Origin of the sequence: uncultured Aquimarina sp., assembly GCF_947492405.1 — a bacterium.
Lineage (GTDB): Bacteria > Bacteroidota > Bacteroidia > Flavobacteriales > Flavobacteriaceae > Aquimarina.
The window spans coordinates 254860-274754 of record NZ_CANLMP010000002.1; the positions used below are offsets into that span (position 1 = coordinate 254860).

The 19895-nt window shown below is 32.3% G+C and carries 19 protein-coding genes; 14 read left to right on the forward strand and 5 right to left on the reverse strand.

Features of this window, described 5'->3' with window-relative positions:
- Positions 1–113: 113 nt before the first annotated feature.
- Both Q0829_RS07485 and Q0829_RS07490 read right to left on the reverse strand, forming a co-directional pair.
- A complete protein-coding gene (locus tag Q0829_RS07485; RefSeq protein ID WP_298541556.1) occupies positions 114–977 on the reverse strand; it encodes a GLPGLI family protein in 864 nt (287 codons plus the stop codon).
- Between the two features lie 160 nt (positions 978–1137).
- A complete protein-coding gene (locus tag Q0829_RS07490; protein WP_298541557.1) occupies positions 1138–1953 on the reverse strand; it encodes a GLPGLI family protein in 816 nt (271 codons plus the stop codon).
- A gap of 142 nt (positions 1954–2095) precedes the next feature.
- Here Q0829_RS07490 and Q0829_RS07495 point away from each other — a divergent pair, with 142 nt between their 5' ends.
- From Q0829_RS07495 to Q0829_RS07510, 4 genes are read left to right on the forward strand one after another with little or no spacing between them, the layout of a single operon-like run.
- Positions 2096–3604 carry a HAMP domain-containing sensor histidine kinase gene (locus Q0829_RS07495; RefSeq protein ID WP_298541558.1) on the forward strand — a complete coding sequence of 503 codons (1509 nt, stop codon included), beginning with the start codon at positions 2096–2098 and terminating at the stop codon, positions 3602–3604.
- On the forward strand, positions 3597–4277 hold the full coding sequence (locus Q0829_RS07500; RefSeq protein ID WP_298541559.1) for a response regulator transcription factor: 681 nt from the start codon (positions 3597–3599) through the stop codon (positions 4275–4277). The genes Q0829_RS07495 and Q0829_RS07500 overlap by 8 nt, the downstream gene beginning before the upstream one ends.
- 31 nt (positions 4278–4308) lie before the next feature.
- Positions 4309–5094 (forward strand): hypothetical protein, encoded by a 786-nt coding sequence (locus tag Q0829_RS07505; RefSeq protein WP_298541560.1) that lies wholly within the window; start codon positions 4309–4311, stop codon positions 5092–5094.
- A 6-nt stretch (positions 5095–5100) separates the two neighbouring features.
- On the forward strand, positions 5101–5715 hold the full coding sequence (locus tag Q0829_RS07510) for a deoxynucleoside kinase (RefSeq protein ID WP_027393042.1): 615 nt from the start codon (positions 5101–5103) through the stop codon (positions 5713–5715).
- A gap of 80 nt (positions 5716–5795) precedes the next feature.
- Here the strand turns inward: Q0829_RS07510 and Q0829_RS07515 are convergent, their stop codons facing one another.
- Complete coding sequence (locus Q0829_RS07515; RefSeq protein WP_298541561.1) at positions 5796–6080, reverse strand: hypothetical protein; 285 nt, start codon at positions 6078–6080, stop codon at positions 5796–5798.
- A gap of 107 nt (positions 6081–6187) precedes the next feature.
- Between Q0829_RS07515 and Q0829_RS07520 the strand changes: the two genes are divergently transcribed.
- A complete protein-coding gene (locus tag Q0829_RS07520) occupies positions 6188–6844 on the forward strand; it encodes a DUF2461 domain-containing protein (RefSeq protein WP_298541562.1) in 657 nt (218 codons plus the stop codon).
- Here the strand turns inward: Q0829_RS07520 and Q0829_RS07525 are convergent.
- Complete coding sequence (locus tag Q0829_RS07525; protein ID WP_298541563.1) at positions 6841–8088, reverse strand: glycosyltransferase N-terminal domain-containing protein; 1248 nt, start codon at positions 8086–8088, stop codon at positions 6841–6843. The genes Q0829_RS07520 and Q0829_RS07525 overlap by 4 nt on opposite strands.
- A 207-nt stretch (positions 8089–8295) precedes the next feature.
- Here Q0829_RS07525 and Q0829_RS07530 point away from each other — a divergent pair, with 207 nt between their 5' ends.
- From Q0829_RS07530 to Q0829_RS07570, 9 genes are all read left to right on the forward strand, one after another.
- Entirely contained in the window at positions 8296–10107 is a 1812-nt protein-coding gene (locus Q0829_RS07530) for a T9SS type A sorting domain-containing protein (protein WP_298541564.1), read from the forward strand.
- A gap of 144 nt (positions 10108–10251) precedes the next feature.
- Positions 10252–11421 (forward strand): DegT/DnrJ/EryC1/StrS family aminotransferase, encoded by a 1170-nt coding sequence (locus tag Q0829_RS07535; protein ID WP_298541565.1) that lies wholly within the window; start codon positions 10252–10254, stop codon positions 11419–11421.
- A 63-nt stretch (positions 11422–11484) separates the two neighbouring features.
- Positions 11485–12669 carry an SNF2 helicase associated domain-containing protein gene (locus Q0829_RS07540; protein ID WP_298541566.1) on the forward strand — a complete coding sequence of 395 codons (1185 nt, stop codon included), beginning with the start codon at positions 11485–11487 and terminating at the stop codon, positions 12667–12669.
- Between the two features lie 113 nt (positions 12670–12782).
- On the forward strand, positions 12783–14387 hold the full coding sequence (locus tag Q0829_RS07545) for a DEAD/DEAH box helicase (RefSeq protein ID WP_298541567.1): 1605 nt from the start codon (positions 12783–12785) through the stop codon (positions 14385–14387).
- A gap of 189 nt (positions 14388–14576) precedes the next feature.
- Positions 14577–15851, forward strand: a complete 1275-nt coding sequence (locus Q0829_RS07550; RefSeq protein ID WP_298541568.1) for an amidohydrolase family protein — start codon at positions 14577–14579, stop codon at positions 15849–15851.
- A 44-nt stretch (positions 15852–15895) separates the two neighbouring features.
- Positions 15896–16402 (forward strand): TlpA disulfide reductase family protein, encoded by a 507-nt coding sequence (locus tag Q0829_RS07555; protein WP_298541569.1) that lies wholly within the window; start codon positions 15896–15898, stop codon positions 16400–16402.
- An 8-nt stretch (positions 16403–16410) separates the two neighbouring features.
- Positions 16411–17310: an alpha/beta hydrolase-fold protein gene (locus Q0829_RS07560; protein ID WP_298541570.1), complete on the forward strand. Its 900-nt coding sequence runs from the start codon at positions 16411–16413 to the stop codon at positions 17308–17310.
- A gap of 16 nt (positions 17311–17326) precedes the next feature.
- Entirely contained in the window at positions 17327–17824 is a 498-nt protein-coding gene (locus Q0829_RS07565; RefSeq protein ID WP_298541571.1) for a hypothetical protein, read from the forward strand.
- Positions 17825–17975: 151 nt separating this feature from the next.
- Entirely contained in the window at positions 17976–18860 is an 885-nt protein-coding gene (locus tag Q0829_RS07570) for a haloalkane dehalogenase (RefSeq protein WP_298541572.1), read from the forward strand.
- Between the two features lie 79 nt (positions 18861–18939).
- On the opposite strand, the gene fabD is transcribed toward Q0829_RS07570, so the two are convergent.
- Complete coding sequence (gene fabD, locus Q0829_RS07575; RefSeq protein ID WP_298541573.1) at positions 18940–19821, reverse strand: ACP S-malonyltransferase; 882 nt, start codon at positions 19819–19821, stop codon at positions 18940–18942.
- Positions 19822–19895 lie beyond the last annotated feature (74 nt).

Sequence of the window (19895 nt, forward strand, 5' to 3'; positions counted from 1 at the left end):
CATTTTACGCTTTGACAACACTTCGATACCGTGTCTGCCTCTGGTGGAAGCATAATGTGACAGCTCTGTGTGTATGGATATGCCATTTAACTATATTAAATTTTTAAAGAATTTTAATTTCTTCGTCCTCTACCTATGCCTCCTCGTCGTTGTGTACTAAACTGTTCGATCATTTCTTCTATTTTCTTCTTTGTGATCTGATCAAATTCAGCTTGTGAGACACCTTTTCCTTTTGTTGGGGGTTTAATCTTTTCTTTTTCTTTAGCGTTCAAAACTATTTTATTACACAATAGTGTTGTTCTTTCTTCCTGAACTTCTAAAATCAAACCCGGTAAGCCCCAATAAGCTCCTGGACCATGATTGACCGGAATTTCTGGTGTGTACCAAGCAATTACTTCGATTTCATTTGGCATTTCTGACGCATCTGTACTTGCTTTATCAACATTACTTTTTTCTCTCTGATTTCTCTGCTGTCTTGCCTTTCTTCTCATTGCTCGCCAATCCATTATCTTACTTACTTTCTTAGTAGTTGTAGCCTTGAAACACATATAATTTCCAATTTTCTTAGTTTCATTAACCAAAATCCAATTGTATGATGATAATGAATCCTTGATTAAAAAGTTTTTTCCATAAAATTCTCGTTGATCATAATACTCAGCTGTTTTGATATTTTTATAGTAGTTATTGGATGTTATTCCAGAAAGCATTGCTCCCCATCTACCTCCTCCATCAGTTGATTCGAGTTTTGCTTCCTCTTTATAAGTAGCAACACTTTTATCAAAAGTGAGTACAAATGTTCTTTCTAAAGCAGATTTCATTCGATCAGCTATAGCTTTTTTCTGTTCTTCAGACATTTGTCGTCTCCCAAAATCCATATCCATTCCAGTTTTACTGAAATAATAGGCTTTTCCCTGAAAATCTTGTGCAATTCCTAGTGAACTTACAAGAACAGAAACTAAGGTGAGTATAGTTTTCATATTAGGCAGTTTTAAATATTTAGACTATAGCATTAGCATACAGTTTAATAGAAATAAGTTAATTGTATCCTAAAAAAACTAATGACTGTATATTCCTTTTGTTAATATAAAACTGCCCTGTATATGTTTTCTGTTACGTTTTTTGATTGATCTTTAATAATTATCCTCCTATTCTTATTTGAATATTATTTCCATCATCTCGGTTGGATCTTCTATCTTGCATCTCTGTCATCTTTTTCAGTGTGATTTCTTCAAATTTAGTTTCTGTTACCACTTTACCTTTAGTAGGTTCTTTAATCTCTATTTTTTTCTTTGGATTCAATATTATCTTACTACATAACATACTCTGCTGTCCGTCATTGACCTCCATAATTAATCCGGGTAGACCCCAAAAAGTAGAAGGACCATTGCTAACAGGAATCTCTGGTGTATACCAAGCTGTAATTGTTATTTCTTCTTTTTCTACATTTTCCTCTGAATCGGTATTGGTCGACATACTTATCATTCTCTCAATTGTTCTCTTAGCTGTAGCCTTATAACAGTTATAGTTTCCTATTTTCTTAGTTTTATTCTCTAATTTCCAATCATAATTAGTTAGCGTGTCTTTTACTAGAAACATTTTTCCTAACATTTCTCTTTGAGCTACAAATCGCTCTTGTTTATTATTTTTATACAAAATATCAGAGGCTCCTGATCCAGTCACCATTATACGAACTCCTGAAGCAGGTTGGGGAGCACCTAAATTTTCTTCCTCTTCATATACCGATTCCGTTGTATTAAAACGTAAGGTAAATTCTTTCTGAAATTGTTTTTTCATCATCTCATGAATTTGCTTCTGCATTTCAGAATTTAACTGAGTACTATCTAATTTAACATCAAACTTCCTATTGGTCTGATAGGTTGCAATTCCCTGAAAATCTTGGGCAGAGATATTCTCTATGCTTAATAGGATGATCAGTACGATTAATCTTATCATAATTATATTTTTTTTAGTTATTATTAAAATCTTAATTATTCTTTCACAAAGATGAAAACCAAATGCAAACTAAACCGTTAACCAGTGTTAACGAGTGTTAAGCGATAGTTTTTATCTCATTTAAGAATCCTATTTTTGAGGTATGCAAAAGAATAGTTATAGAAATGTATTGTACTTTATTACTCTAGTAATTTTAGTTACATTGAGCATTCAGGTTTATTGGAACTTTAAAAATTATGAAGCAAGCAAACGGCAGTTGATTAACGAAGTCCAAATAAGCTTGGACAATGCAGTAGATCAATACTATACAGAATTAGCAGAAAAGAACACTATTGGATTCTCTTCAGACTCTTCGAACATTAGTGCTTTTTTCAAAAGAAGTGGTTTTTCAAAATTTCTTAAGAAAATAGACTCAGGAAACGTTAATTTTAAGAGTTATACATTTTCTGATGATTCAGACCATAGTGATATTAGAATATTTAGAAGTCTATCCATCGATAGTATAGATTTAAGAGATCAGCATATTCATAATTCAGATTCCTCAGAAACTACTAAATTTTCAAGTTCGCTTAGTAAAGCCGAAAATAATGATTCAAGAAAAAAGATTTTTGAAGAACTTACCTCGAAAATTATAATTTCCATTAATGAAGATTCTCTAAAACTTGAGACTCTAGATAGTATTCTTAAAGATCAACTTAAGCGGAAACAGTTAGATATAAGTTATGGAATTACCTTGACCAATCAAACAGGAATATCTTCTAATCTCAATAAAAATATCATAAATCAATCTGATTTAAAAACTAAGACAAAATCATCCTATTTACCAAGAGGTAGCGACTTAGAATTGTATTTTATGAATACTACGCGCACAATTCTAAAGAAAAATCTATTCAGTATTATATTATCTTTTTCATTACTAAGTGCTGTAATAGGATGTCTTTTATATCTTTTAAGAATCATCAATCACCAAAAACAATTGGCAGAGTTAAAAAATGACCTTATTAGCAATATTACTCATGAGTTCAAAACCCCTATTGCTACCATTAGTGCAGCTCTAGAAGGTATCCAAAATTTTAATCAGAAAAACGATCTCGAAAAGACTAAAAAATATGTTGAGATGTCCTCTAACCAACTAGGAAAGCTAAACACTATGGTTGAAAAAATATTAGAAACCGCCACTATGGATAGTGAAGAACTCGAATTAAACTTAGAAGAATTAAATCTTGTGGATCTTACGCAAACTATTGTTAACAGGTATCAGTCTAACATTTCGGAAAAAACTATTAAGTTTCATGCAATACACGAGAACATTTGGAAAAAAATGGATGTTTTTCATTTTGAAAATGCGATAAATAACATATTGGATAATGCTATTAAATATGGTGGAAATACTGTTGAAGTCTTCTTAAAAAAGACAAAGTCACACATTGTTCTTGAGATTAAGGATAATGGAACATCCTTAACTAAATCGCAAAAAGATAAGATATTCGAAAAATTTTATCGAGTACCAAAGGGAAATACTCATGATGTAAAAGGATTCGGAATCGGACTATTTTATACTAAGACTATTATCGAAAAACACGGAGGAACAATAGAATTGCTTCTTAATCAAGAGGAAACTAATTTTAAAATCACTTTACCCAATGGATAAAATTGTTGAAATAGTATTGGCTGAAGATGAACCTTCATTAGGGCAAATTATCAAAGAAAGTTTAGAAACAAGAAACTTTAAAGTACATCTAGCACAAAATGGTGAAGAAGCGTATTCGATGTATAAATCTGTTTTACCAAAAATATTGGTGCTAGATGTAATGATGCCTAAAAAAGATGGATTTACACTGGCCAAAGAAATCCGGTTAGAAGATGATACCATTCCTATTATATTTCTAACTGCTAAATCACAAACACAGGATGTGGTAGAAGGTTTCACAATTGGAGGCAACGACTATTTAAAGAAGCCTTTTAGCATGGAAGAACTTATTGTCAGAATCAACAATCTTCTGCATAGAACTAAAACGCAACAAAATTCTGAAACACTTGTAATTGGCAAATACACCTTTGATTTCCCAAAGCAAATCCTTAATTATCACGGTGAATCTCATCAACTCACTCATAGAGAAGCACATTTGTTATTTCATTTAGTAAAAAACAAAAACCAAGTATTAGATCGCTCTATGATTCTCAAAAAACTTTGGGGGGATGATGATTTCTTTAATGGCCGAAGTATGGATGTGTTTATTACCAAACTTAGAAAAAAATTAAAACAAGACGATTCCATCCAGATTATTAATGTTAGAGGGTTTGGGTATAAATTAGTTTGTTAGAAATGGCCTTATTTTTGTACTTTGCTAATTCATGAAGAAGGTACTATTCTTTTTAATCTTATTCGGGTTTATCTATAGCGGTTACACTCAGAAGAACACAATTGTACGAGACTCCATCTCATTAGAAGCAGATCATTTTTTGGGTTTTGACTCTTTTGGCGCAGTTTATTACACCAAAGGAAATATTTTTTATAAAAAATGGAATGATCAAGAATGGCAATTTGGTGATTTTATTCTAGGTCAACTCACACAAGTATCTATTTTGAATCCTTTAAAAATTGTACTGTTCTACGAATCCTCTAACACCATTGTATTGGTTGATAAATATTTATCCGAAATTGATCGTATAAATTTTAATACTATTGCTGAGTTTAAGAGTGTTTCTTTGGTTTCTCCCGCAAATGATAATAGTGTTTGGGTTTTTGATAATAATACGCAGCAATTAGAACTGTTTAATACGAACTCTAACAAAACGCTAGTCACCACGCAACCTATTACCGAACTTCCTACTAAACTACATAGTAACTTTAATTATTGCTGGATACTTACTTCAGAAACACTTTCTCAATTTAATATTTATGGAAGTCTATTAACCAGAAGTGGTAATAAAGGATATACTGATATGAGGATCATTAATGATGATTTGCTATTACTTAAGGAAGGCAGGTTATACTATTATTCTACAAAGACAAAAGAAATAGAAAAGATGAATCTTCTGGAAATTCCTATAAAACAGTTTTATGTTACTAATGAAATCCTTTATATTTACCACCAAAGTAAGATTTACAGTTTTGATCTAACACCCCGAAAAAATTAATCAACTATGCATGTAGCCATTGCTGGAAATATTGGTGCCGGAAAAACAACATTAACCAAACTATTGGCCAAACATTATCGATGGGAACCTCAATTCGAAGATGTACTGGAGAATCCTTATTTGGAGGATTTCTATAATAAAATGGAGCGCTGGTCTTTTAACCTACAAATCTATTTCCTTAATAGCCGTTTTAGACAAATTTTAGAAATTCGTGAAAGTGGAAAAGATATTATTCAGGATAGAACGATCTATGAGGATGCTTATATTTTTGCTCCTAACCTTCACGCAATGGGGTTAATGACCAATCGTGATTTCGAAAACTACAAATCGTTATTTGATTTGATGGAAAGCGTAGTAGAAGGGCCTGATTTACTAATTTATTTACGGAGTAGTATTCCTAATTTGGTAGCTCAAATTCATAAACGTGGTCGTGAATATGAAAATACAATTAGTATTGACTATCTCAGCCGATTAAATGAACGTTATGAGGCTTGGGCACATGGATATGATAAAGGCAATTTACTTATTGTAGATGTCGATCATCTTAACTTTGTAGACAACCCAGAAGATCTTGGTAGTATCATCAACCGTATTGATGCAGAATTAAACGGATTATTCTAGAAATAACAAAAGGCCTTTCAATTAAGAAAGGCCTTCTTTTTTTAAACTTACTATTAGCAAGTTTCTTCTACTTTAAATTCTTAAGATTGTTGCTCACCCTCTTTTTCAGTCTCTTTATTGTCTTCTTTTACTGCTTTCTCTAAAGACTTTTCAAGCTCTTCACCAGTCTCTTTTACCGCTTGTTCTGCTTCTTCTATAACTTCAGCAGATTCTTTTACAGCTTCTTCAGTAGTATTTTCAACTTCTTTTTGTACTTCGCTGGTTTCTTCAGTGGCATTTTCTGTTTCCTTATTTGTATCTCTACAAGAAACAAATGCTACATTTAAAGTAAATAAAAACACTAAGGCTAAAATTACTTTTTTCATAATATAAAAATTTTAGTTGTTATTATATGGCTATAACGTCATTCTAATCCCACTATTTCTATTACCTTGGTAATGTTTTCACAAAAAATCTTAATTTTTTTAACAGAATGAATTTCAATGATTTATTTCAATTCCTTTCAGAATTACAGCAAAATAATAACAAAGAATGGATGGATGCTAATCGAAAATGGTATCAACAAATCCGAAATTCTTTTATTAATTGGTTAGATAATTTGGATACGGAGTTTGCCAAAATTGACTCCAATTATTATCCAACTCCAGGCAGAAAAGGAATTAATAGAATTAACAACAATCTCCTTTTTCACCCTAACAAACCAGTTTATAAAGATCATTTTGCCGCTGGATTAGATCAACGAACCAAGCAGGGAGACTTTTATATACAAATTGGCATCAATGATTGTGAACTCGCTGGTGGTTATTGGAAACCTGATTCTAAAATTCTGAAAAGCATAAGAGAAGCGATCGATTATAATGGAGATGAATTAACCTCCATTATTAATAAGAAAAGTTTTCAGAAGACGTTTGGTCCATTATATGATGATGGAGAATCTCTGAAAAAGGCTCCTAAAGGATATACAATGGATCACGAACATATAGATTTATTACGCCGTAAAACTATTGCTGTTATCCATCCTTTAACCAAAAAAGAAATTCTACAAGATGATTTTAATGAAAGAGTAATCGAAGTGTATAAAGAAATGCTTCCTTTTAGAAGATACCTGAATGAGGCAGTAACGGTTTAGTTGCTATCCAATTTCTCAACCAAATATTCTATAATCATATCAGTAGCACCGGTATTGCTATTGATAAAATGACCAGCAATCATACCTGTTTGCTGTCTGAATTTTTTGTTATCAATCAACTTCTTCATAATACTTGAAAACTCTGTAGCATTAGAAACCGAAAATAATCCTGCTAATTTTTGAAGTTGTTTCGCTTCTCTGAATTTTTCAAAATTCTTCCCAATTATAATAGGGATTCCAAAAGTGGCAGGTTCTAGAATATTATGCAATCCAGATGTCCCCATTGCTCCGCCGACATAAGCTATGTTGCCATAACTATAGACTCGCGACAAGTATCCAATTGTATTCATTATAAATACTTGATATTCAATCATATTCTTTTCTTCTTTTTCGGAAAACAGCACGGTCTTACCTATCAGTTTCTGTTTTAATGCCTGTACACCATTATCTTTTATTTCATGTGGCGCAATGATAAAACACAAATCATCCGAAGCTTGGTTAACAAAATCCACGAATACTTCTTCATCTTCTGACCAAGAACTTCCTATCACTACACAAAGTCTATCTTCAATAAATTCTGAAATAAAATCTACCTGATTATCCATTTCGATTTGATGAGACACTCTATCAAAACGTGTATCACCACTGATAGTAACATTGTTAAAGCCTACTTGGTTTAATAATCTTTGCGAAATAGTATCCTGAACAAAAAAGTGATCTACCGTTTGTAAAGCCTTTCGCATAAAACCACCATACCATTTAAAAAATGCTTGATCTTCTCTAAATGTTGCAGAAACTATAGCAATAGGAATATTGTGAGATTTTAGCTCTTTTAAATAATTTGGCCAAAATTCATATTTTACAAAAATCACAAGTTGTGGATTTACTAATTTTATGAATCTTTGGACATTTGCTTTGGTATCTATCGGTAAGTAAACTATTACATCAACCAGGGTACTATTTTTTTTAACCTCATAACCTGACGGGGAAAAAAAAGTCACCAATAAAGTATAATTAGGGTACTTTTTCTTAACCTCCTCCATTATCGGTACTCCTTGCTCATATTCTCCTAACGAAGCACAATGAAACCAGATTACGTGATCTTCTTTTTTTATACTCTTTGATAATATCTCGAATACCGTTTTCCGGCCCTTTACGAACAACGAAAGTTTGGGACTTAGTAACCCAATAACCGGAAGTAACACATTGAATGCTGAGATAAGAAGATTATAGAGAAAATTCAAGAGTTCTGATTTTATGCATCGCTAAAATACGCTCTTTCTTATAAAAACGGGTAAACATTTGACCCAAAAAACATATTTATCAAATTGATTAAAATTCAATGAAATTTTCATTTTAACAAAAATAAACATGTTTTTTTGTGTTTTTAACAAAATATATTCATTAAAATTACTAAATTGACATCAACTATCACACAAACTCTAAACCTTATGAAATTAAAAACTACTTTAATTGCATTATTTTCCTGTACAATATTATGCTCACAGAACTTTGTAGAAGTTCAACTCCCAAAACCAGATCAACTTAGTCCTTTTTTTATAGGGCCACTTTTTAAATCCACTATTCATTACGGTGTTACTCCACCTAATTATAATGGAGAAGTGATTTTATTTAATCACGGATACATCGATCTTAATCAAACGCAATTTTTATTTGATAACAATTTCTATCAAAAAACATATAACGAAGGATATCAAGCTGTTTTTGTTGCTACTACCAGAGGTGGTGGTATATGGGTTAATGGAGAATTACTAGCCGAATCCATCGATATTATTACAGAAAAATATAATGTCTCTGATGTATCCATTATTGCACATAGTAATGGAGGAAAAGCAGTAGAGGCCGCTATGATTGAATATGGAAAAAAGGATAAAGTAAATCAGGTTTTTGCTTTAGGAACTCCTTATTGGGGAACTTATTTGGCAGATATTTCTCAAATGCCATGGTTAAACTGGGCTTGGCGTTTAACCGGTTTGAACGAAGGTGCCAGAACCTCAACCACTTATTACTGTAGAGATGTCATACGTCCTTATCTAGATAACAATCCTAATAATGAACCTGATAAATTTGTGGTATTAGGAGCTTCTGGATATTTTAATGGATCTAATCTCCTTGCTAGAGCAGCTTTTACCGCTACAGGCGGAATTTTACTCCCTGTTCAAGGAGCCAATGATGGAGTTGCTCCCTATAGAAGTACGCTAAGACCTGGTGCAGAATATGTGTTCAGAAAAAATGATTTTCGTGCCTTTTTTGATCATATCGACGTAAGTTTGGGACAGTTTAGCTGGCCTTATGTAAAATCATATCTCCAAAATCGCTCCTACAAAAGCAGTCAAACTTCTGAAACAGAAAACCCACTTAATTTTATAACGAAAAGTAACTATTACATCATTCATTCTGAAAACGAGTATGATCAAGTGCTATTGGATAAAAATTCCACATTTGCAGTTGCAGAGATTCTTCATGAAAAACCAACAGCAGAGTTTCAAGGTTTTGATCAGGATCAAAAACAAGTACACACACTAAAAAGCCATAATGAACAATATCACAAAACCGTGATTCCTTTTTCTACAAGTAATATTAAACTAAAAAGTGATTCTCGTTTTGCTGCTTTTATAAAACAAAATAATGGAATTACGATGTCTTTAGAACATCTAATAAAAAACAACTACCCTACATTAAAAGTTGATGTTTTTTCAAAACAAAAAAATGACAACTTACTTGCAAACACAGAAATACGCGGCGTAATTACTAAAACCTCCAAAATTGATGGAACTTTATTAAAAAATGATCCAGAAGTAATTACTTTCTATAAAAAGAATGGTAGTTTTTATTTTGATACTAAAAATCTAGAAGAAGGCGTATATAGTCTATTTCTAAATTCTGAAAGTAAAGGTAATTTTAAAAGGAGTATTATCTCCGGTTTCGTTGTTGGAGATATTAATAAAGCTTTGAATACTACCGAAGAAGTAATTGATGTCTTTAATGAAGTTGAAAAATCAATAAAAATAACTCCTAATTCGGTTAAAAACTTCGCTTTATTATCTCTTGAGGGATATAATGTTTCTGATAAACTATCCATAAATATTTATGATATTACTGGAAAAAAGATTACAGATTTTGTTGTTCCTGTAAATCAAAATTCACAATATAACATTTCGGAAAAGCTCCAATCATTATCGGGTGGTATATATCTTTTACGGGTTAATAGTAACAAAACTATAAAGTTCGTAAAAGAATAAGATTATAAACATCTGAAAGAAAAGCGTTTGCTAATATGGTGCTATTTTGATGCTATTCGTTAATAAAAAACATATCAAAATTAGTCATCACATTGGCAATCGTGTCATTATTTCGTACTTTCGTCGGGTTACAAAATACATCCTATGAAGAAGATTCAAATGGTTGACTTAAAGGGTCAATATGAACAAATAAAGGAACGTGTGGATGCATCTGTTCTTGATGTTATCTCCTCTGCCGCATTTATAAATGGTCCAGAAGTACATAGTTTTCAAAAAGAATTAGAAGAATATCTGGATGTAAAACATGTAATTCCGTGTGCAAACGGTACAGATGCTTTGCAAATAGCGATGATGGGATTAGGCCTAAAACCAGGAGATGAAGTTATCACTGCAGATTTTACTTTTGCCGCCACTGTAGAAGTAATCGCATTATTGCAACTTACTCCAGTTTTAGTAGATGTAGAACCGGATTCGTTTAATATTGATCCAAATGCTATCCGCAAAGCGATTACTCCAAACACTAAAGCGATTGTACCCGTTCATTTATTTGGCCAAGCTGCCAATATGGATGAAATTATGGAAATTGCTAAAGAACATAACCTATATGTAATAGAAGATAATGCACAAGGTATTGGTTCGAGTTACAAATTTGCAGATGGAAAAGTAGCTAAAACAGGAACCATTGGTCATGTATCCTCTACTTCTTTTTTCCCTTCTAAAAATTTAGGATGTTATGGCGATGGTGGAGCTATTTTTACTAACGATGATGATCTGGCACATACTATACGTGGAGTTGTAAATCACGGAATGTACAAAAGATATCATCACGATGTAGTTGGCGTAAACTCTAGATTAGATTCTATACAAGCTACGGTACTTAGAGCCAAACTACCTAATCTTGATTCTTATAATAATGCCAGAAGAGCGGCAGCAAAAAAATATAACAAAGCTTTTGAAAGTGTAAAGAATATAATAACACCGAAAGTAAAAGGAAACAGTTGCGGAACCAGTGAGGATGTAATTTGTGATACGTGTAACTGTCATGTATTTCACCAGTATACACTTCGTGTTATCAATGCAGATCGTGATGCCTTAGCAAAACATCTCAATGATACCGGGATCCCTTGTGGTGTATATTATCCAATTCCTTTACATAACCAAAAAGCGTATCGAGATGAGCGTTATAATGAATCCTATTTTCCGGTTACTAATCAACTGGTGAAAGAAGTGATTTCTTTACCTATGCATACAGAATTAGATGATGACCAAATTGATTTCATCACAAACACTATTATCAATTTTATTACTAAATAAGCTAAAAAAGTTAATTATCCATATTTGTTTAATTAATTATTACAAAACTCATAAACACCTATAATGGATTCATTTTGTATTTGTTATAATCTAGTAGATCATAATAATTTCCCTGGAATTCCCCCTTTGCCAGAAACCTATATTGTACCTGTAAATAATGACCGTCTTGGTTATGTAGAAAAACAGGCTACTCCTCAGACTTTAGCTAGTTTCAAAATACCATATCTAGAGACACCTCATGAGCAGTTATTAGAAATATGCTCTAGTCTAAAAATCCCTGTTTTAGAACAGCAATTCAGACCAGCTAAAAAAAGAAAAACATTTGGTTTAGCAGACATCCTGAAAGATCCCAAAATCAAAGATGTAGTTATCAATTATATAAACAATAAGCTTTCCGTTTTTTATTCTCTTTTAATTGAGAACCAATATGCAGTTGTACATAATGCTCAAAGAAAAGACCCATTTGAAGTTCATAGACTATCAATTGGCGATAGTATCCTCAATCCAATTTTAGAATTTACTAAAACTGATGAAGGTATAGATTATGCGTTTTCTCTGAAAGATGGAGAAAAAATTATAATCCCTCAAAATCATAGCATTCAGATATTACTAAATGAGCCTTCCTGGATTACAGTTGACAAGTCTATTTATCACATTAATAATCTAAATGCCAATAAACTAAAACCTTTTTTCAGTAAGGAAAAGATTACTATTGCTAAAAAACATATTAAAACTTATCTAGATAAGGTTATTATTCCTGTTATAAAAAATGTTGATGTAATTGCAAATGGTTTTGAGATTATAATTCACAAAAACATAGCATCTTACGGAATAGAAATTATTCAGGATTTTATAAAGGAAAACTATGTTGCCAAAGTAGTTTTTAATTACGAACAAACCTCTTTTGACTACAATAGTGCCAAAAAAACTTCCTCTGATGTACATTTTGGAGAAAATGAAGAAATTCAAATCACTCAAATCAAAAGAGATCCTAATGCCGAAAAAGAAGTCATAGCATTACTAGAATCTAAAGGACTAACAATCAATGCTAATCTCTTATTAGAGCTTGAAACATCTGATGATCCTTTAGCCATTTTTAATTGGGTTCAAACACATCATAAAGAATTAGAAAAAGAAGGGTTTGAAATAATACTTCCAGATCTGGAAGACAGATCTGTAAACCTAGATCCACATAAGATCGAAATTAAAAATAAAAAAAAAATGACTGGTTCGATGTCAAAGGAATAGTTATTATTGGTTTACAGGAAATTCCATTTTCCAAATTTATTAAATACATAAAAGAGAATAATCGCTTTTTTCCAATAGACAATGAATCCGTTTTCATTATTCCATTGGAATGGATGACACGTTACAAGAAATTAGCAAATTTTGGAAGAGTAAAAGAAGATAGTATTCTAGTAAACAAAGGTAATTACACGCTCTTAAAAGATCTAGTACCTCCAGAAGAACTTGCTCTCGCTGATGGTATTGGTTTAGACTATGAACCCTCTTCTAAATTGAAAGCCATCTTAAGACCCTATCAGGAAGAAGGTGTAAAATGGTTAGTAAAACATTATCAAAATCAACTGGGAGCTTGTCTTGCGGATGATATGGGACTTGGAAAAACATTACAAACCATCGCAACATTAGTGTTTGTAAAAGAACAGCTTACGCCAGCTCCAGAAGACACTAAAACGATTCGATTAGATTTATTTAGTGATCCGTTGGAGGTTAGAACTTATCTAAAAGCATTAATTGTATTACCATCCTCATTAGTATTTAACTGGGCTCAGGAAATATTGAAATTTGCACCACATTTAACTATTGCAAAATATATAGGAAGCGATCGCAAAAAAATAATCCCATATTTAGAAACTTATGACATTATTCTAACTACCTATACTACATTATCCAAAGATATCGCTACGCTACAAAAAACAGAGTTTACATATTTAATCACTGATGAGAGTCAACAAATCAAGAATAAAGAATCTAAAATATTTAAAGCGATTAACGATATCAATGTAATACATAAAATCTCTTTAAGCGGTACCCCCATAGAAAACTCATTATCTGATCTTTGGTCTCAAATGGAATTTATCAATCCCGGAATGTTAGGAAGTTATCCTTTTTTTAAAGATCATTTTAAAACTCCCTTAGAAAAGCATCAAAACGAAGAGCGTATCCAAGAACTTAAAACACTAATAGAGCCTTTCATTCTAAGAAGAACAAAAGAACAAGTAGCTAAAGATTTACCCGAATTATCAGAACAAACAATCTTTACCGAGATGCTTACAGAACAAGAAAAAGAATATGAGTCTCAAAAATCAGCAGCTAGAAATTTACTATTAGGTATTGACACCGTTTCTACTAACAAAATTCATATTATAAATACATTAACGAAGCTTAGACAACTAGCCAACCATCCTAAACTATTAAATACTAACACAAAAAATTCTTCTGGTAAATTTAAAGATGTTACCTCCTATTTAGAAACCTTAGTGAAATCTAATAAAAAAGTATTGATTTTCAGTTCTTTTGTATCTCATCTAGATTTGTATCAAGAATGGTGCATAGCTCAGGGCATTTCTTTTGTTAGTCTTACAGGTCAGACCAAAAATGTTGATCGAGAAAAAATTGTCAATGAATTTCAGGAAAACGATGCAATCCCACTGTTTTTTATTTCTTTAAAAGCAGGAGGAGTAGGTCTTAACCTTACCAAAGCTTCGTATGTGCTTATCCTGGATCCCTGGTGGAATCCTTTTATCGAAAAACAAGCTATTGCCAGAGCACATCGTATTGGTCAAAAGAATAATGTTATGGTCACTCGTTTTATCACTAAAAACACCATCGAAGAAAAGATTCTTCAACTACAAGAACAAAAGAAAAACCTTTCTGACGAGATTATAGATATTGAAGCAATTCCTGATTATATAGAAAGTGATTTGGAAGAGTTGTTACAATGATGTTTTGCTATGCAATTAGCTTTAGAGTTAGAAAAACATGAAATTCCAGGAAACACAAAACAATACTCGGAACCATATTTCTAAAAGAAATCATAATTTTTCATCAATTACAGTATTTTATTTTAAATTGTTATTCTTATAATTTAGCACAAATTCATTCACAAACAACTTTACACAATTTACTAGCTTATGAAATTCTTTTACACCTTACTTTTTGTTTTAATAAGTACTACACTTGTTGCTCAAGACACTTATCTTCATTGCGGAAAATTAATTGATACCAAAACAGGAAAAACGCTAACCGAAAGAACCGTTGTAGTTTCCGGGAATAGAATTACAAAAGTAGAAATTGGGTATACCGAAGGAGAAAGTGGCGACGTTATTATTGATCTCAAAGATAAAACCGTAATGCCAGGGCTTATTGATATGCATGTACATATGGAAAGTGAGTCTAATCCTAAAGCATATTTAGAACGTTATACAAATAATAATGCTGATGTGGCCTACAATTCTGTTGGGTTTGCTAAAGCAACATTAATGGCAGGTTTTACTACGGTAAGAGATCTTGGAGGAAGTGGAGTTAATATTTCTTTAAAAAAAGCAATCGCTCAGGAAAAAATTATAGGACCACGAATTTTTACAGCCGGAAAGATCATATCCAGCACAGGAGGTCACGGAGACCCAACTAATGGAAGCAAAAAATCTATTATCGGAGATCCAGGACCTAAAGATGGTGTTATAAATGGCGAGGAAGATGCAAAAAAAGCGGTGAGACAACGATATAAAAATGGAGCAGATCTTATTAAAATTACTGCGACAGGAGGAGTCTTAAGTGTTGCCAAAAGTGGTTCTAATCCACAATTTACTTTAGAAGAAATAAAGGCAATTTGTAAAACTGCCAAAGATTATGGATTTCATGTGGCTGCCCATGCACATGGAGATGAAGGAATGCAACGTGCTGTTAATGGTGGTGTCAAAACAATCGAACACGGAACATTAATGAGTACTAAAACAATGGACTTAATGAAAAAAAAGAGAGCCTATTTAGTACCTACTATTACAGCTGGAAAAGAAGTAACCGAAAAAGCAAAAATTGAAGGATATTACCCCGAAGTTATTGTTCCTAAAGCGCTGGAAATAGGACCACAGATCCAAGACACTTTTAAGAAAGCACATAAACGTGGTGTTCGTATTGCGTTTGGTACGGATGCGGGAGTTTTTAAACATGGACAAAACGCTAAAGAATTTGGATATATGGTAGAAGCAGGTATGCGCCCTATAACGGCTATACAATGTGCGACAATCGTAAATGCAAAAGTATTGAATATGAGTAAGGAATTAGGACAGATAGCTCCGGATTTCCTGGCAGACATCGTAGCAGTAAACGATGATCCTACCGAAGAAATAAAAACTATGGAGAATGTAATATTTGTAATGAAGGAGGGTAAGATCTACAAGCAATAGTTTATCAAACAGACTATTGATTAGCATCCAAAAAAATTATGATTGTGAAAAAAATATTGAATTATAGTATTCTTGGAGTAATCATTTTATTTGGATTATTCTATGTCTATACAAAATGGTCGGCTGCAGATGAAGGAGATCTAGCTCCGGATTTTGAAGCTACTCTGATAGATGGAACATCTTTTAAATTATCTAACTTACAAGGAGGATATGTTCTCCTGGATTTTTGGGGTTCCTGGTGTGCTCCCTGTCTTAAAGAAAGTCCTGAATTAGTAGCTCTTCATAAAAAACACTCTGATAAATTAACTGTGGTCAGTATTGCTCTTGAGAAAGATTCAAAATCTTGGAAAAAAGTAGTATCGAAATATGGCTATACTTGGAAAAATCAAATTGTTGATCAAAATAGATTTGTTATGTTATCTGAAATTGCAAGAAAATATGGTGTATCAGAAATTCCAGCTAAATTTTTGATTTCACCCGAAGGTAATATACTGGGAAAATATTCCTTTAAACAAATTGATAGTCTGTTATCCAAAACCTCTTCTAACTAATAAAAATCATGAATACTAAATACCTTTATCTTATACTAATTTCAGTATGTATTATAGGATGTAAGAATCAAGTATCAAAAAATTCCGAAACTGCTCTAAAAACAGAAACAAAGGAATTCAAAACAGATACGGTTTTACTAAAAACTACAGCACAGCCTAATGTAAAAGTATTAGAAAAACAATTCGAAATAGCTAACTTAGACCGTAATCGACAGATTCGAATTTATGTCCCACCTAACTATAATACATCTGATAAAAAATATCCAGTACTTTATATGCACGATGCTCAAAATTTATTTGACAAATTCACTTCATACTCTGGTGAATGGGAAGTTGATGAAAGTCTTAACGAACTAGCAGAAACATCTGGTTTAGAACTCATTGTTGTTGGAATAGATAATGGCGCTGAAAAACGCATGAATGAACTAAGTCCCTGGAAAAACTCAGAGTTTGGCGAAGCAGAAGGCGAGGCATATATGAAGTTTATTGTAAATCAAATAAAACCATACATAGATAACAACTACAGAACATTAGCTGATAAAAGTAACACAGCGATTATGGGGAGTTCTATGGGAGGATTAATTTCTCACTATGCTATCTACCAATATCCTGAAATTTTTAGTAAAACAGGGATCTTTTCTCCGTCTTATTGGTATTCTGAAGAGGTTTTTACATTTACACGAAATCATCAAATTTCTAAAGAAACTAAGATATTCTTATTGATTGGCAAAAAAGAAGGACACGGAATGGTAGAAAATACAGAGAAAATGTATACTCAAATCCTGTCATCGAATCATCCTAAAGAAAATATCCATCTGATCGTTGATCCCGAAGGTGAACATAACGAAGCGTTCTGGAAAGGACATTTTACTTCGGCAATTGAGTGGTTGTTTACTAATAAAGAATAAAATTTAAAAGATTATTATGAGAACGGTTAAAATTTTTCTTTTGATTGCTATGGTCTCGATATCTGTCCAGAGTCAAGAAACTGATCTTTCTATATTTAAAAATTTAGTAGAAAAAACATGGAAAGCTGAAGGTAAATGGGGAGATGGCACACTATTTAAGCAAGAAACCATATTTAAATATGACCTAGATAACACCTTAGTTATTTCTAAATCCAAAGGATTCACAGATAAAAACCAAACAAAATATGGTTCGCGTAATCACGGAATCAGAAAATTTGATTCAGAAACGAAAACTATTAAATTCTGGGAATTTGATATTTTTGGAGGTGTAACAACAGGAACAGTAACAATAGACAAAAAAAATCTCATCTATCAATATCAATATGGAGAATCGTTAGTAACGGATATGTGGGAATATGTTGATGATTACACCTATAATTTCAAAGTAGGAGATTATACAGATGGAAATTGGAAACAAGTATATCTTGAAACTCAATTCAAGGCAGAAAAATAGTAGAAAAGTGATCATTGAATTCTTTAAACAATTCACTCCATTTATAGAAAACTACTAACACTCTACAAGTTTTTAAGATTTAAATTCAGGAAACAAGACCCGGAACGACCAATATGCTATAATTGCTAGAAATAGTCAACAAACATATAATATGCAAATTCTTAGACCAGATCTTACTCGTTTTGAAACTATTAAAGATTTCCCTTACAAGGAAAATTTTATTGATTTTGATAATCTCAAAATGCACTATATCGACGAGGGAAAAGGTGAAACTATCTTAGCACTACATGGAGAACCGACTTGGTCATATCTTTACAGAAAATTTATACCTTCATTAAAAGACTATCGTTTTATCGCACCAGATCTAATTGGGTTCGGTAAATCTGATAAAATTGTAGGTTGGAAAAATTATACGTTTGATCTTCATTTTAGATCTCTAGAACATTTTATTCAAAAATTAGATCTCAATGATATTACTTTGGTTGTGCAAGATTGGGGTGGCATGTTAGGCTTAAGTTTATTAGCAAAATATCCAGAGAGATTTAAACGAGTTGTAATATTAAATACTTTTTTACCTGTAGGTAAAAAGATGTCTCTTTTTTTTAAGATTTGGAGAATGTATGCAAAATATCATCCATCATTATCGATAAGCACAATTCTTAAACGAGGTTCTTATCAGAAATTATCTAAAGAAGTTCTGGATGCTTATAATGCTCCTTTCCCTAACCGCAAACATAAAGGTGGAGCTGTTGCTTTTCCGTTATTAGTTCCTGCTGATAAGAATGATCCAGCGGTTAAACCAATTCAGAAGGCAAGAGACGTACTTTCAACCTGGAATAAACCTGCCTTGGTATTATTCTCAGATAAAGACAAAATTCTTGGTGGATTGGATAAATTCTTTTATAAACTGATTCCTACTGCAAAAGAACAACAGAAAATTAAAATTAAAGATGCCGGGCACTTTCTACAAGAAGAAAAAGGTGAAGAAATAGCACAATACATTCTTAAGTTTATGAAAGGCGAATTGAAAGTGTAAGAATAGCACCTATATCAATCATAAAAAAACTCGAAGTTTATTGGACTTCGAGTTTTTAATTTTTAAAATTTCTTCTATCCTAGATCGAAGCAGAAATAGTTTCCATAGATCGATCTACTTTTTTCACTAATCCTGATAATACTTTTCCAGGCCCCACCTCTGTAAATGATGTAGCACCATCTTTCATCATATTTTGTACACTTTGCGTCCATTTTACAGGAGCAGTTAATTGTGCAATCAGATTCTTTTTAATTTCTTCTGGATCTGTAACTGCAGTTGTAGTTACATTTTGATATATCGGACAGTTAGGTGTATTAAAAGTTGTCGCTTCTATTGCTGCGGCTAACTCTTCTCTTGCCGGTTCCATTAGCGGAGAATGAAAAGCACCACCAACTGGCAATACCAATGCTCTACGCGCACCTTTTTCTTTCATCAATTCACAAGCTTTTTCTATTGCTTCTACTTCTCCTGAGATCACCAATTGACCTGGACAATTATAATTTGCTGCGACTACTATTCCATCAATTTCTTCACATCCTTTTTCTACTACCTCATCATCTAATCCTAGAACCGCTGCCATTGTAGAAGGTTTTAACTCACAAGCGTGTTGCATTGCTAATGCTCTTTTAGAAACTAGTCTAAGTGCATCTTCAAAATTTAATGTTCCATTAGCAACTAATGCAGAAAATTCGCCTAAAGAATGCCCTGCTACCATATCGGGTTTAAAACTATCTCCTAATACTTTACTAAGAATAACAGAGTGTAAAAATATTGCTGGCTGAGTGACTTTAGTTTGTTTTAACTCATCCGCAGTTCCCTCGAACATGATTTTAGTAATTTCGAAACCTAAAATATCATTGGCTTTATCAAAAAGTTCTTTCGCGATTTCCGAATTTTCATATAAATCCAGACCCATTCCTGAAAATTGAGCCCCTTGACCTGGAAAAACATATGCCTTCATGTAATATGTATTTTTTAAATTTTAACAAAAGTAAGTATAAATGTCAAAAGTAATTCATCTAAAAAATGTTTTTA

Bases quoted from the DNA above. Each gene is read 5' to 3' on its own strand.
- Q0829_RS07505 (WP_298541560.1), top strand. From the start codon at position 4,309: ATGAAGAAGGTACTATTCTTTTTAATCTTATTCGGGTTTATCTATAGC.
- Q0829_RS07535 (WP_298541565.1), top strand. From the start codon at position 10,252: ATGAAGAAGATTCAAATGGTTGACTTAAAGGGTCAATATGAACAAATA.
- Q0829_RS07565 (WP_298541571.1), top strand. From the start codon at position 17,327: ATGAGAACGGTTAAAATTTTTCTTTTGATTGCTATGGTCTCGATATCT.
- Q0829_RS07495 (WP_298541558.1), top strand. From the start codon at position 2,096: ATGCAAAAGAATAGTTATAGAAATGTATTGTACTTTATTACTCTAGTA.
- Q0829_RS07520 (WP_298541562.1), top strand. From the start codon at position 6,188: ATGAATTTCAATGATTTATTTCAATTCCTTTCAGAATTACAGCAAAAT.
- Q0829_RS07515 (WP_298541561.1), bottom strand. From the start codon at position 6,080: ATGAAAAAAGTAATTTTAGCCTTAGTGTTTTTATTTACTTTAAATGTA.
- Q0829_RS07570 (WP_298541572.1), top strand. From the start codon at position 17,976: ATGCAAATTCTTAGACCAGATCTTACTCGTTTTGAAACTATTAAAGAT.
- fabD (WP_298541573.1), bottom strand. From the start codon at position 19,821: ATGAAGGCATATGTTTTTCCAGGTCAAGGGGCTCAATTTTCAGGAATG.
- Q0829_RS07510 (WP_027393042.1), top strand. From the start codon at position 5,101: ATGCATGTAGCCATTGCTGGAAATATTGGTGCCGGAAAAACAACATTA.
- Q0829_RS07545 (WP_298541567.1), top strand. From the start codon at position 12,783: ATGACACGTTACAAGAAATTAGCAAATTTTGGAAGAGTAAAAGAAGAT.
- Q0829_RS07500 (WP_298541559.1), top strand. From the start codon at position 3,597: ATGGATAAAATTGTTGAAATAGTATTGGCTGAAGATGAACCTTCATTA.
- Q0829_RS07550 (WP_298541568.1), top strand. From the start codon at position 14,577: ATGAAATTCTTTTACACCTTACTTTTTGTTTTAATAAGTACTACACTT.
- Q0829_RS07530 (WP_298541564.1), top strand. From the start codon at position 8,296: ATGAAATTAAAAACTACTTTAATTGCATTATTTTCCTGTACAATATTA.
- Q0829_RS07560 (WP_298541570.1), top strand. From the start codon at position 16,411: ATGAATACTAAATACCTTTATCTTATACTAATTTCAGTATGTATTATA.
- Q0829_RS07485 (WP_298541556.1), bottom strand. From the start codon at position 977: ATGAAAACTATACTCACCTTAGTTTCTGTTCTTGTAAGTTCACTAGGA.
- Q0829_RS07490 (WP_298541557.1), bottom strand. From the start codon at position 1,953: ATGATAAGATTAATCGTACTGATCATCCTATTAAGCATAGAGAATATC.
- Q0829_RS07540 (WP_298541566.1), top strand. From the start codon at position 11,485: ATGGATTCATTTTGTATTTGTTATAATCTAGTAGATCATAATAATTTC.